The organism is Nostoc sp. FACHB-190 (genome assembly GCF_014696905.1).
Taxonomy (GTDB): domain Bacteria; phylum Cyanobacteriota; class Cyanobacteriia; order Cyanobacteriales; family Nostocaceae; genus Nostoc_B.
Window position 1 is genome coordinate 114,810 of the sequence record NZ_JACJQW010000010.1, and the last position, 13,258, is coordinate 128,067.

The window sequence follows — 13,258 nt, forward strand, 5'->3', positions numbered from 1 at the left end:
TTAACAAATCTGAACACATTGCAAAAGACTAATTAAGTCTAATTCAAGTCAATACATTACTTGCTTTATTCCAGCATCAAAAGTGTTTTTACTTGTTTATAGAATTAGTTGAACTGTTGTGTATAAAAATGCACAGTAGTCAGATGAAATTTAGATGAGAGTTAAGGTGTGAAAATCTATTTGAGGGATGAAGTAGTTATTCATCCCTCCCAACGCCATTTTTATGAAGATTTAGGGTATATTAAACTTTGGCTACGCTAAATAATCTAAGTCCAAGGTTCAACAACTTTTTTCACTGTCTTTTTCACAAATTTTATATATCCGCCTCCTCCAGTGACAGCCTCTAATTCTTCATCGCTAATATTTTCATCAATCTCTGGTGGTAACAACAGATAAAGTTGATTTGAACTCTGTTGTACAACCTCAATAGTCACACCTGAAGGTAAATTTGTCCCTAGTTCTTTTTCTACAACTGCTTTCGCATCACTTAACAAGCGTTCTTTATACGCAGGATCTTCAATTGCCTTAGCAATTAAGCTATTCTTAAATTCTTCTACGTCAAATTCTTGATGATTGCTACTCATGATTTACCCTCCAATAGTTACTCGGCTACAGGCGGTAAGTCTTGATGGGGGTTTCAATTCCCCATCATAGACATTCCTTTGTTGCCTTAATCCTGTTAAGGAAACTTTTATTTAAAAATTTTACTTATTGCTCTGGAAACTTTTGGAGATTGCTTAACAGCATAAGGACTTGCAGCTACAACGGCTGTGAAGATAAATCCTCCTGCTACAGCCTCCAACTCTTCCTCAGCAATTGCCTCATCATCAACAAATTGATCGATATCGACTGGCAATACTAAATAAAGTTCTTTTGGAGTTTGTTGTAGAACTTCAATTGTCAAATTTGCAGGTAATTGTTCACCTAATTCTTCTTGCAATACTGCTTTAGGGTTGTTCAACAAACGTTGTTTATAAGCAGAGTCTTCCATTGCCTTAGCAATGATACGTTCTTGAATTTCTAAAGCGTTGATGGTTTCAGAATTGATAGACATGGTTAATTCTCCAGTATTGATTGAAGTTTAATTGTTTTTGTTATCATTCTTTTACAAGTTATAAATAGCAACTTGTAATTCAGGAATGATATTTACTTTCGTCTTTGTTGCCACTTTTTCAGGGTATGTTCTATACCTGCAAAAACAGAAACTTGAGCAGCTGTGCTGGCAATCAATTTTGATACAAAGGATATTGATGCCCCTGCAACAGCCTCTAGTTCTGGCTGAGAAATAATTCCATCACGCACCAGTTCATCAATATCAATTGGTAATACTAAATAGAGTTGTTTGGGACTCTGTTGTAAAACCTCAACTGATAAATTTTCTGGTAAGTCAGCACCTAATTCTTCTGCTAAAACCGCTCTAGCATCACTTAATAAGCGTTGTTTATAGGCGGGATCTTCTATTGCTTTTGCAATGATAAGTTCTTGCAAACTTTCAGGACTCAATCCTTCAGAATTTGTAGTCATGATGGATGATGAATTTAGAGAACAGTTTGATGAATTGTTCTAACTTATACCAAGTCTCAATGAAGTGGAGTACATAGTTTCATAGAGTATTTAAACCAGTGTGATAGCTTTGAATACCTAGCTATGTACTCCATTCTTAGGCATTTGAATGATTTCGATGAAAAAGGTTATCTTAACCTTTGCGAGACTTGACGTTATAGTAAATTGAACCAATTACAGATGAGATTGTCGCACTAATACCTGAGACACTTTGTAAAAGCTCTGACTTACTTTTTACGTTTCCAGGTTTAGTAATTCTTATGCGTAAGCCGCCGGCTACTGCTTCTAATTCTTCTTGGGTAATGATGCCTTCGCGGACTAGTTGATCCAAATCTGTTGGTAGCACTAGATAAAGATGATTAGCACTTTGTTGCAATACTTGAATTGTGACATCGTCACTTAATTTCTCACCCAATTCTTCTTCTACTACTGCTTTAGCATCATTTAACAAACGTTGCTTGTAAGCAGGGTCTTCTATTGCTTTAGCAATAATACGCTCTTCTAAGGTGCTTGGGGTGAATTCTTCAGAGTTTATAGTCATGGTTGCAGTTTAGTGAATTTGCTTGTGGGAAATATTCAATCTTGAAAATTACTATTTTCTTGCTTGCACTTATTTAGGTCTTGTGGTGTGTCTTTGGCTTAAAACACCAAGAGTTAGGGCAGCCACAGCACTCTTTAAAGAGGCTTCAATATTTTTAAAATTTCGTGTCTGTCCATTCACATTTCCTGGGTGAATACTAATTTTCGCGCTCAATCGGCTGACAACACCACCACCTGCTACTGCTTCTAATTCTTCTTGGCTAATGATGCCTTCACGAACTAGTTGATCAATATCTATTGGTAGCACTAGATAAAGATGATTAGCACTTTGTTGCAATACTTGAATTGTGACATCGTCACCTAATTTCTCACCCAATTCTTCTTCTACTACTGCTTTAGCATCACTTAACAAACGTTGCTTGTAAGCAGAGTCTTCCATTGCTTTAGCAATAATGCGATCTTCCAATGTGGTTGGGTTAAATTCTTCAGAGTTGGTAGTCATAATTGATTCTATGTTGAATTGTTTTTACCTCAGTCAACCTAACTCAACAGTGGAGTTGTTGTTGTGTCTGATTACTTTTATAATAGGTTGATTAAATCAAGTTGTTAATCACGGATTTTTATTATTCACTACTTAATATTTAGCCCTATTCAACAAATAATATTTAAATAAAAACATCCTAGATTTATTAATTAAATCTAGGATGTTTTTCTAATTTATTTAATTGACTAAGTTTGAGGTTGTCGCAGGAGTTTAACCTTTTGAAATGGATGTATTTGATTAAAATCTAATCCGTAACGCACCATATCACCAAAGAGATTAATCTGCTCAATCTCTGCTGGAGATAGTCTACCTTTTTCTACTGCGGCGATCGCTTCATCAATTTCTTGTCTATTTGTCACCCCCATTAAGGCAACATCTACACAATTTTGTGATAAGGAATAACGGTAAAAATCTGGTATATTAGGCCACCAACACCACTCAGGTAAGCTTGGCGGTGGTATTATATGTTCACCCATAGATTTAAACGTCACAATTCCTGAACGTTGTAAATCTTGTGAATCTAAATTAGCAAATATTTTTTTCTGTGCTGTGCGATGAGCAGGATTATGTCTCACCATGACCACATCTAAAAAAGGATGATTTAACCAAGCTTGAGCATGATCAAGATTATGAAAAGACGCACCGACATAACGCACCGCACCCATTTTCTTCAGCCGTTCAGATACACCAAAAGCTTCTTCGACAAACTGTTGATATCCTGTATTTGGCCCCCGCAAATAAGGAGAATGTTCAAAGCAATCTCGAATGGCTTCACCATCGCGATCGCCAACCCAACCCCAAAACAACACATCAATATAATCAATCCCTAATTCTTCAAACTGATCGTATAAAACACCCACTAAAGATTCGGGACTTTTAATATAAGTAACAGTCGCTAACACCACTTTTTCCCGCACTGATGAACCGCGCCCACACAGTTGACGCAATCCATCCGCCATATTTTGATAAATAAAATGATGCAAATCACTAGAATAGAAAAAGTAGTTAATTCCTCGCTCAAAAGCATAGAGTGTATCTTCACTAGAAATACCCCCTCCGCCACCTATACCCAAGCAACTCACTGTTAAATCAGTACGCCCTAGTGGACGGTAAAAAGGTAAGGGAAATTTTTGTTCATGAGAATTGTTTTGATTTAAAAAATTATGATTAGATTCAACGACAGAAATTAGTTGTTCCATAAATTTTATTTTTGAGTGATAGAAAACTTTAATAAAAATATATTGATAATTTGCTATTTACTAATAATGCTATTTGCTTCTTGTGGCGATAATCCCACACTGGCGGCCAATTGCTCTAAAGCAATTCTTTCCCTTGTATTTGTATTCAACATTTCTGTGACAGCAGCCACATAATCTGCATTACCAAGTTGAGTTTGGATATTAACACTTGCAACCCGTGAACTATCAGCAAACTTTTGCATTTGGTAGGTAGCAATTTTCGCGGCTTGACGTGCTTGCAAGTATTCAACGTAATACTGTACTATAGCCACTCTTTTTTGGCGTTTTTCTTCTAGCAACCGAGCTTTCAGAACAGATGATTGTTGAGTAGCAGTTAAGAGCCTAATAGGGTTAACTGTAACACCAATGTAAAACTCTTCATAATTGTTAAATGATCCGTATGTTGTGCCGGAGAAACTAACACTCATCACATCATTAAAGGGACTTAAACCCCTAGCAGCTTTGGCTTCTAGGATGTCAGGAGAATTACGTTCAGCGATACTAACTAACTCGTCAATGTTTTTGAGATCCTGCTGTGTAATCTCTGTTTGCAAAAGTTCTGGTTGATTGTAATTAACATTATTTTCTGATGCCACTACTATTGCAGGAATTTCAAAAATTGCAAATACAGAAAAACTGGCTAAACCATAAAATAAGCGGGGTATCAGCATTTCAAATAATGTCATTCTAGTGAATCACTCATGTAAAATTTTTCAAGCCATCCAGTGAATTAAACTATGGTTCTCTAATCTGGATAAATAATAACCAGACAAGAAAAATCTTTAATCATCAAAAGTAGCGTTTACCTCACTAATTAACTAAGAAAAATCCTGTCAATTATTGTAAATTTGACAGAACTTTTTTAGAGAGGAGGGATAAAATGAGATGGTGATTAATTTAAGAAATTATTGGTAATGGAAAAGCAATTTTCATCCATTACCAAAATTGGGTTATCGATTTCTGGGTTTAATCTACTACTGCATAATACTCTTTAATAAAGAACAACTAAATGCACTATTTTGAGGATTAACTACAACATTTTTAGCCAGAGATTCATTGATAAAATTGATAAAAATTAGGAATTATGCAAATATCACAATGCTTGGTGTGTGACGCTATAAGTTTCATGACTAATACCAATTTTTTATGAAGCTGCATAGAATCAGATCCCCTTGAGCATCCCCTTCAAAAGGAGGGAACCGGAAAAACATATATCAAAGTCCCCCTTTTTAAGGGGAGCCACTGCGTTGCGGAGGTTCCCTCCGTTGTAGCAAGTGGCGTGGATTTAGGGGGATCGAAATATGTGCAACTTCACATTAAATTGGTATAAGTTCAAATAATTTTGCAGTGTCACACACCCCACAGAAAAGTAGAGACGTTGCACGCAACGTCTCTACTTCATTTATAAAAGTGAGTCAGCCTTAGTTAACTGCGCGAGATGGAATACCTTGCCAATGGCTTTGAAATGGTAGCATTTCACCTTTCATCACTAGAGATAAAGCATCTAATTTTGCTCCAGCTTCCATTTCCGAGTCATATAGAACTACAGAACGAGGCCCAACACTACAACCACGACCGATTCTTAATTTGGACATTTTCATCACGCGGTCTTCAAACAAATGAGTTTGCAGAGATACCAAATTAGCGATCGCAGCATCATCAGCAACCCGCACTAAATCAAACTCGGTTAAATACGTAGTCTCCATGTAAACTCGGCGACCTATCTTTGCCCCAAATAAACCTAAAAGCGGTGCTAACAATGGTGTCCCAGTAAACCATCTGAGTAAAAATGGTACAGCGACAGTTTCATATAAGCCAGTAATAAACTCTGTACGACGCACAAAGATAGACCACAAAGGCTCTACACGCGGTCGATAGCGTCCAACTACTATCCATTTCAATATCGCCACGAAAAGAGTTACCAAAAACGAAGAGGCTATAAATAGTCCTGGTGACAAAACTATCAGCATTGGTGTTGATACTTTTGATGTCAACCAAGCTAACCCGACAAGATTCTCAATGAACAGCACATATATAAGGGTTAGTGGTAAAACAATCCGCACAAACTCAATAGCAAGACGACCAAAAACCAGTTTTAGAGGTGGACGGAAAGTCACTCTTTCATCAAAACACTCATCTTGCTGACGACGTGGAAGGAAAATTGCTGGTGAACCAAGCCATGATGAACCAGAAGATACTGGTTGATTAGGAGGTACAGACAACACCCCAATTAAGCTATGATCCCCAAGATATGTGCTGCTAGGGACTAAAGCAGCGTTACCCACAAAGGAACGACTACCAATTTCAGTAGCTCCCAAGGCAAAGAAGCCATTGTAATATTTAGCCGCACCAATCGTAGCAAAGTCAGCCACAAAACTTTCACTACCCAATCTCAGCAAGTCAGGATCAATCTGCGATACAGTCGAAACTTCTGATCTCGGCCCGACTTTCGCCCCCAACAGACGCAGCCAAGGCATAGTATAAAGGGTGGCGTAGAGGGTGTTAGTTAGTGACAAACTCGTAAACATAAATTTGTCAGCCAGCCACTTACGCAAACCAAAACCAGAATTTTCTGGAAAAATCCCAGGACGAGTATTGGGCATTACTAACCACTTACCAAAGGCGACTACAGCACAGGTTGTCAGTCCATACAATAAACCGGCAATGGGTGTGTATAAAAGACCTTTGAGCAGTTGTCTTTGGGATACCGCGTACTCAAAAATTAACCCTGGAGTGAAAATAATGAAGGGTAGAGCATCAAGCAAGATAAATCCAGCAACAAAACCCATCCAAAGTCTTGGCGACAATTGCACCGAGGGGGTTTTGCGGTAGTTCATTTCCTTCAAAATCGGATCAGCATCGGTAATTGGCTGCGAGGGCGACCCAGCCCAAACCTGATAATCTGGAATCACTTGGTCTTGTGCTACTAAAGACTGTTCATCTAACTGCACTCCCCGACCTACATGACTACCAAGCATGACTACTGAATTAGTCCCAATAAAGCTATTAGCCTCAATCTTGATGGGTGCTTGATATAACCATCCATCTTCCACTATAAAAGGCTGTACCTGAACACCATAGCCAATGCTCGCCCCGTCTTCAATTGTGATTAAATCAGGCAGATGTAAATCTTTCGTGCCGATATGACAGCCTTCACCAATCTTTCCACCCAATAACCGCATATATAAGGGCAGGAGAGGCGAACCAGCTAGATAATCAAGTGGGGCAATATCTATAGTTTTTCTCACTAACCACCAACGGCAATAATACCAACCCCACAAGGGATAGCGGCCTGGACGAAACTTACCAATGAGCAACCATTTAGCGATGATGGGGAGTGTGAGACTAATCACAAACCACATCATAGAAAATATGCTGATTTCCGCAAAAACTACCAGTGGTGATGACCATTCATGAAAGTCCTCTAACAGTAAGATGAATGGCATTCCGAAAACGATAAAGAGGACATAGAGCATAACTATTTGTAGGCTTCCACTCAACCAGACTCGCAAGTTGCTATGATGTCTAACTGTACGCGGATTTGACGGAGCAAGTTCTCTTTGTTGTTTTTGGATACTTTCGATGTGATTGGCAAGCGATCGGATAGTTGTGTGGGAATATAAATCAGCAATGGAAAGATGCTGTAATGTTGGTTGCTGTCTCAAGTTAGAGATGATACGCGCCGCAAAAAGAGAATGACCACCTAAATCCGCAAAGAAGTCTTCTTCAACAGAGATATTGTCATTTCCGAAAATATTGCCCCAAGCATTAGCTAGTTCTTGTTCAATCTCTGTAGCTGGTGGCACATATAAACCAGAGTTTTTGCGGACTCTCTTAGTCGTGGGATTTGGTAGCTGTGAACGGTCGGCTTTACCATTGGGTAGTGTGGGAATTGCATCCAAGATTTCGATGAATGCTGGCACCATGTAGTTAGGCAGACGACTACTCAGTGAGTTATACAGGCGATGTTTGAGAGCTTGAGAATCAGTGACAGGAATATGTAGCGTGATATAAGCAACTAATTCTTTGTTTGTATCATTAATAGATACCAGGGAGACAATAGCATTCTCTACTTCCTGATCTTCTAGTAAAACTGCTTCAATTTCTGTCAGTTCAATACGATAACCCCGAATTTTAACTTGATGGTCAATGCGCCCTAAATATTCTATTTCACCATCTGGGGTAAACCGACCTAAATCACCACTACGATATAGTTTTTCTTCTTTCTCACTTACAGTAAAGGGGTTGGGGATGAACTTAGCGGCAGTTTTTTCGGGAAGATTTACATAACCTTGGGTGACACCAATTCCCCCAATGCAGATTTCTCCAATCTCACCTGGTGGAACTTCTTGTAGATGCTCATCGAGGATATAAACACTGTAGTATGGTAGGGGTTTACCGATAGTGACTGGTTTGTCTGGGACTAATTCCGTCCACAAAGCTGTAACTGTTGTTTCGGTCGGCCCATAAGTATTCAGCATCCGCCGTCCCCCAATACTCCAACGCTTCACTAAGTCCTGGGGACAGGCTTCACCGCCGACTATTAAAGTATGGATGGAGGGGACATCTTTATCTACTGCTGCTAAGAGTGTAGGAACACAGTAGAGCATTGTTACCTGCTGTTCAATCAAGAAATCAGCTAAGTCTGAGCCGATTTTGCGATGATCGGTAGGGCCGACAATCAAGGTAGCTCCCACAGCGAAGGTAGGCCAAATTTCCTCAATAGAGAAATCAAAGGCGATGATGATCCCTTGATAAACGCGATCGCAACTCTTTACGCCATAGATTGGTGTACAAATAGAGATAAAGCTGCATATATTAGAGTGATTGACAGCTACACCTTTAGGTCTGCCAGTCGAGCCGGAAGTATAGATAATGTAACAGAGTTCGTCTTGTGCATCTGACAACAAAATCCGCGTTTTTGGCTGTTTGGCAATATCTTCAGCTACAGCATCCAACATCAAAACTTGACAGCCAACCCCAGCAGTTAGTTCACTGAATTTTGTGGTACTAATCAGTAAATTCAGAGATGCGTTTTCTGCAATAAAGGTAATTCGATCTTGGGGAAAGGAGGCATCTAGAGGGATGAAAGCCGCACCACTCTTGAGTATAGCCAGCAACGTCACATAGGTATTAATTGAGCGTTCCAGCAGAATACCAATTCTGTCCCCTTGATTGATACCTTGATTGACTAAGTAATGGGCTAACTGATTTGCTCGTACATCAAGTTCTCCATAAGTGAGCAACTCAGTATCACATATCAAAGCCACAGCATCAGGACTAACATCACACCGATTTTCAAAAAAGTAATGCAGACGTTGTGGTGTTTCTGTGTGACTAAAATTGTCAAACTGAGTATTTAGAGAGTTGACAATTTTGTAATTATTTGGTCTATTTGACTGATGATATCTAGTTTCCATGCCAAATCTTTCCAATGATCATCATAGCTAGTGAGTAGTTTAAGAAAGTGGGCGATCGCTATCCTATTAATTGAGGTTTACTCACTAAAATTGCAGGAGAAATCCCCTGCAATGGCGAGTCTAGAAACTTGTATTAGCGCAAAAATATTTGTTTCTTACTTTATCCCTCTTGCGGTTGAGGCTCAGAATCTAACACTCCGCGCTCAAACAAAACATTCAGATAACAAGATATTCTTGCTGATGTCACTCCTTTAAGAGTTAACAACTCTGTAATCTCTGCGGTTGTATACTGACCGTGGTGAATTAAAGCACCTAACTCCTGCCATAACACATCATGGTGAAATTTAAAAGTTTTAATGCGAGTTGAGAGTTGAAAACCATCCACCAGAGTTTGATAATTCAGATCACGCCGGAAGCGGATCAAGTCGCTAGGTCTGAGGATTCGCGGCATATGATCCTGAATCATCCTTTCAATCAAAATCTTCAGGTCATCAGCATCTACAAAAGTGCCTTGATCATAAACCATATAACCCAATGGCCAGCGTTCATCAGCATTACAAGGGCTAATCAGCTTAACACTGCGCTCCACCATATTAAATAAAAATCCTGACACACAAGCAATTGTTCCTTGTCTGTGAGCCTCTTCATCTCCTTGACCTTTTTGCAGGTTTGCTTGTCGCTGTCTCCCTGCATGAGCTTTAACAGCATTTTCTGCCTCTTCATTGAGAAAATTCATCTGCACATTCAACAGTTCTTCATCGCTAAACTCTTGATAAACTCTGTCTAACATCTTCAAAGACAGAATTGAAAAGCGATTGCAGATACCATTTTTCTCTTTTGAGAGTTTTAAAATTGCCCGTGTTTGCTCAACATTTTTCAGAGGTTGAGCAGTCGTCATCTGGGGGAGAGAACCAGTAATGGCGTGAAAATCATGGCAAAACTTTTCATAATCTGGGTTATCTAGAGGATCAGTAGCCCAATAGCAAAAACCTTTCCCAGCCGCAGAACCTAAAAAGTCTGTGATGACTTCTAGCACGCCGCGCCATAATTGAGCATTTTCGGGAGTATATAAGAAAATATCGCTAAATTTCAGTGCAGATACAGCACAGAATCGACATCCCACAGAACAACCCTTGCTCAATTCAAAACAAACTGGGATGTGTTGAATTACTTTGTGAACAGCTAAGTTAAATTGGCTGGCGGTACGTGCAATTTGTCTTTCCCGCCATGCACGAATATTTAAGTGACTAACATCAGAATCGATATCTGTTACTTTATCTAAGCGATCAAAAAATGCCTGACTTAGTGTTAGCAGTGGAAAATCTGATATATTTTTACAGTTTTTATCCCATTTAGGTCTGACATCTTCAGGATTTAGTTTCAACCCATAGCGCAAAAATGCACTGTAAGGATCTTCAACGACTTGTTCCCGAAATTTACTATCTGCTTCCCAATGTTCTTGAAACCGCTTAACTTGACTAAATTTACTTAGGAGTTGCGGATCAACCTGATCGATAGTTTGAAAACTATCGTGGTAATCTAAACAAAATTCTTTAATGTTAAAAGAACGTGCAATTATTTCTTGTCGTAACTCTTCAGTGTGCATCATAATTGGTAAATATATCATCAGGCTTAGTGTAGACTGTAGCTTTTGAGATTTTCAAAGGTTTCAAAAACCCTCTAAATTTGAGGCTCAGAGTCTAAAACCCCACGCTCAAATAAAAGATTGAGATAGTAAGATGTTTGTGTCGCTAACACACCTTTATTCGTAAAAAATTGGGTAATCTCTGCGGTTGTGTGATTACCTTGATGGATTAAAACCCCTAACTCTTTCCACAAAGAATCATGACGGAACTTGAAGGTTTTAACATGGGTAGAAAGTTGAAAGCCATCAACAAGAGCTTCATACTTCAGATCAGGACGAAAGCGTAACACATCGCCTAGTCTCACTGTCTGCGGCATATTATCCCGAATCATTCGCTCAATCAAACTCTTGAGGTCATCAGCATCTACGAAAGTTCCTTGATCATAGACTATATAACCTAATGGCCATCGTTCATTGGCATTACAAGGGCTAATCAGCTTGACACTACGCTCCACCATGTTAAATAAAAATCCTGATACACAAGCAATTGTTCCTTGTGCATGAGGTTCTTCATCTCCTTGACTTTTTTGGAGGTTTATTTCTCGTTGTCTCCCTGCATGAGCTTTAACAGAATCTTCTGCCTCTTCATTCAGAAAATTCATTTGCACATTCAACAGATCTTCATCGCTAAACTCTTGATAAACTCTGTCCAACATCTTCAAAGACAGAATTGAGAAACGATTGCATACACCGTTTTTCTCTCTTGAGTATCTTAAAATCGAGCGTAGACGGTCTGGATACTTTAACGGTTGACTAGTTGTAGTCCGGGGGAAAAATCCCGTAATCGCATGAAAATCAAGACAAAATTTTTCATAGTCTGGGTTATCTAGGGGATCAGTCGCCCAATAGCAAAAGCCAGCACCCGCAGAAGTTCCTAAAAAACCTGTCATCACTTCTAATACTTCACGCCACAATTTGGAATTTTCAGGAGTGTATAAGAATATCTCAGTGAGAGGGGGTGCTGATACAGCACAGAATCGGCATCCTACTGAACAACCCTTGCAAAGTTCAAAAGAAACTGGAGCATGAATAACAATTTGGTTAACCAATGGTTGAAACTGACTAGCAGTACGTACAATTTGCCTTTCTCGCCATTGTCGAATATAGATATTACTGGGAGCAGTCTTTAAGTGGATATTTTGTAAATAGTCCAACCTTTCAAAGAACTCATTACTCAATTTCAAGAGTGGAAACTCTAATAGTCCTTGTTCCCACTTGCTATTGCAATCTTCATCCCATATTGGTCTGACATCTTCAGGATGTAATTTCAAACCGTGGCGCACAAAGGCACTATGAGGATCTGTAAAAACTTGTTGACGAAACTCTACGTCTACTTCCCAACGTTCTTTAAACCGCTTGATTTGACTAAATTTAGCTAGTAATTTTTGATCGATTGTGGTGAAATCTGCATGGTGATCTATATCGTATTCTGTAATATCAAAAGGTGGAAAAATAAATTCTGCTTTCATTTGATGATTTAGTTCTTGAGTTGACATAAACATTGGGAATTATATTAACTATTACAAAATTTTATAATTAATAACAATCAAATTAAATGTGATGAATGACTAAATCTTTTTCTCAGAAAGATTTTTAACGCTTTAGTTTCCTTATGTTCTTAAAATTTTCTGATACTTTGAAAGCTAGAGATGAATTCGTAATTCAGTATAGGTAGAGGAGAATGTAAACTCCACTATAGTCTGATGTTTACATTCTCCTAATATCGAGTTTGCAATTAATGCTGACTCAATTCAAAAGATGTGTTAATGATGTTGAAATTTATCGTGAGAATCTCTATTATTCTCACTTATTCGTCAGCTTTTATTTTGCTGCTATCAACAAAATTAACCTATGATAAAGACCCTGCCTCTCTTTCTAGTTGCTACATAGCCACCAGCAACTTGCTCTAATGCCTCATCGCTTAGTTCTTCTTCCACACCTGGTACTGGTGGAATCACTAGATAGATGTTGTTATTATCTTCTTCAAACACATGAATCTGCAAATTATCAGGCATAGTTGTTCCCAATTCTTTGGCTATAGCTGCTTTGGGATTAGATAATAACTCTTGTCTAAATGCAGCATCCTGCCAAGTTTTTGCAGCGATTTGTGCGTTAAACTCATGACGTGAAAATTCTTGTCCTGACATGAAATTACTCCTGAATTGAGGTTAAATTTACAAAAAGTGTATGTATGATTTACTCCCATAGGTTCTGCCAATCCTTGGTAATTTATAGATCATCCTTAAGAATCGTCAGATATATGGGGTGAGTATCGACTTAAATCACATAAACTTAACTCATCAACTAT

The 13,258-nt window shown here is 38.6% G+C and carries 11 protein-coding genes; all 11 read right to left on the reverse strand.

Going from position 1 to position 13,258, the window contains the following annotated elements; translation table 11 throughout:
* Nucleotides 1–266: 266 nt before the first annotated feature.
* On the reverse strand, nt 267–584 hold the full coding sequence (locus tag H6G28_RS13905) for an NHLP leader peptide family RiPP precursor (protein ID WP_190593140.1): 318 nt from the start codon (nt 582–584) through the stop codon (nt 267–269).
* Nucleotides 585–691: 107 nt separating this feature from the next.
* On the reverse strand, nt 692–1,054 hold the full coding sequence (locus tag H6G28_RS13910) for an NHLP leader peptide family RiPP precursor (RefSeq protein WP_190593139.1): 363 nt from the start codon (nt 1,052–1,054) through the stop codon (nt 692–694).
* A 92-nt stretch (nt 1,055–1,146) separates the two neighbouring features.
* Nucleotides 1,147–1,524, reverse strand: coding sequence for an NHLP leader peptide family RiPP precursor (locus tag H6G28_RS13915; RefSeq protein WP_190593138.1), 378 nt, complete (start codon nt 1,522–1,524; stop codon nt 1,147–1,149).
* A 172-nt stretch (nt 1,525–1,696) separates the two neighbouring features.
* Nucleotides 1,697–2,104, reverse strand: coding sequence for an NHLP leader peptide family RiPP precursor (locus tag H6G28_RS13920; RefSeq protein ID WP_190593137.1), 408 nt, complete (start codon nt 2,102–2,104; stop codon nt 1,697–1,699).
* A gap of 69 nt (nt 2,105–2,173) precedes the next feature.
* Nucleotides 2,174–2,605 (reverse strand): NHLP leader peptide family RiPP precursor, encoded by a 432-nt coding sequence (locus H6G28_RS13925; RefSeq protein WP_190593136.1) that lies wholly within the window; start codon nt 2,603–2,605, stop codon nt 2,174–2,176.
* 227 nt (nt 2,606–2,832) lie between these two features.
* Entirely contained in the window at nt 2,833–3,846 is a 1,014-nt protein-coding gene (locus H6G28_RS13930) for an aldo/keto reductase (protein WP_190593135.1), read from the reverse strand.
* Nucleotides 3,847–3,899: 53 nt separating this feature from the next.
* Nucleotides 3,900–4,571 carry a hypothetical protein gene (locus H6G28_RS13935; protein ID WP_190671454.1) on the reverse strand — a complete coding sequence of 224 codons (672 nt, stop codon included), beginning with the start codon at nt 4,569–4,571 and terminating at the stop codon, nt 3,900–3,902.
* Nucleotides 4,572–5,306: 735 nt separating this feature from the next.
* The gene (locus H6G28_RS13940; RefSeq protein ID WP_190671456.1) at nt 5,307–9,305 is read right to left on the reverse strand and encodes a Pls/PosA family non-ribosomal peptide synthetase; all 3,999 of its coding nucleotides are present in this window, start codon (nt 9,303–9,305) and stop codon (nt 5,307–5,309) included.
* A 160-nt stretch (nt 9,306–9,465) separates the two neighbouring features.
* A complete protein-coding gene (locus tag H6G28_RS13945) occupies nt 9,466–10,914 on the reverse strand; it encodes a radical SAM family RiPP maturation amino acid epimerase (RefSeq protein WP_242049252.1) in 1,449 nt (482 codons plus the stop codon).
* Between the two features lie 71 nt (nt 10,915–10,985).
* Nucleotides 10,986–12,446, reverse strand: a complete 1,461-nt coding sequence (locus tag H6G28_RS13950) for a radical SAM family RiPP maturation amino acid epimerase (protein ID WP_190593132.1) — start codon at nt 12,444–12,446, stop codon at nt 10,986–10,988.
* Nucleotides 12,447–12,794: 348 nt separating this feature from the next.
* Nucleotides 12,795–13,097: an NHLP leader peptide family RiPP precursor gene (locus tag H6G28_RS13955; RefSeq protein WP_190593131.1), complete on the reverse strand. Its 303-nt coding sequence runs from the start codon at nt 13,095–13,097 to the stop codon at nt 12,795–12,797.
* Between the last annotated feature and the right edge of the window lie 161 nt (nt 13,098–13,258).

Excerpts from the sequence above, each read along its gene's own strand:
- H6G28_RS13915 (WP_190593138.1), bottom strand. The coding sequence starts at position 1,524 with ATGACTACAAATTCTGAAGGATTGAGTCCTGAAAGTTTGCAAGAACTT.
- H6G28_RS13945 (WP_242049252.1), bottom strand. The coding sequence starts at position 10,914 with ATGATGCACACTGAAGAGTTACGACAAGAAATAATTGCACGTTCTTTT.
- H6G28_RS13935 (WP_190671454.1), bottom strand. The coding sequence starts at position 4,571 with ATGACATTATTTGAAATGCTGATACCCCGCTTATTTTATGGTTTAGCC.
- H6G28_RS13930 (WP_190593135.1), bottom strand. The coding sequence starts at position 3,846 with ATGGAACAACTAATTTCTGTCGTTGAATCTAATCATAATTTTTTAAAT.
- H6G28_RS13925 (WP_190593136.1), bottom strand. The coding sequence starts at position 2,605 with ATGACTACCAACTCTGAAGAATTTAACCCAACCACATTGGAAGATCGC.
- H6G28_RS13950 (WP_190593132.1), bottom strand. The coding sequence starts at position 12,446 with ATGTCAACTCAAGAACTAAATCATCAAATGAAAGCAGAATTTATTTTT.
- H6G28_RS13920 (WP_190593137.1), bottom strand. The coding sequence starts at position 2,104 with ATGACTATAAACTCTGAAGAATTCACCCCAAGCACCTTAGAAGAGCGT.
- H6G28_RS13940 (WP_190671456.1), bottom strand. The coding sequence starts at position 9,305 with ATGGAAACTAGATATCATCAGTCAAATAGACCAAATAATTACAAAATT.
- H6G28_RS13910 (WP_190593139.1), bottom strand. The coding sequence starts at position 1,054 with ATGTCTATCAATTCTGAAACCATCAACGCTTTAGAAATTCAAGAACGT.
- H6G28_RS13905 (WP_190593140.1), bottom strand. The coding sequence starts at position 584 with ATGAGTAGCAATCATCAAGAATTTGACGTAGAAGAATTTAAGAATAGC.
- H6G28_RS13955 (WP_190593131.1), bottom strand. The coding sequence starts at position 13,097 with ATGTCAGGACAAGAATTTTCACGTCATGAGTTTAACGCACAAATCGCT.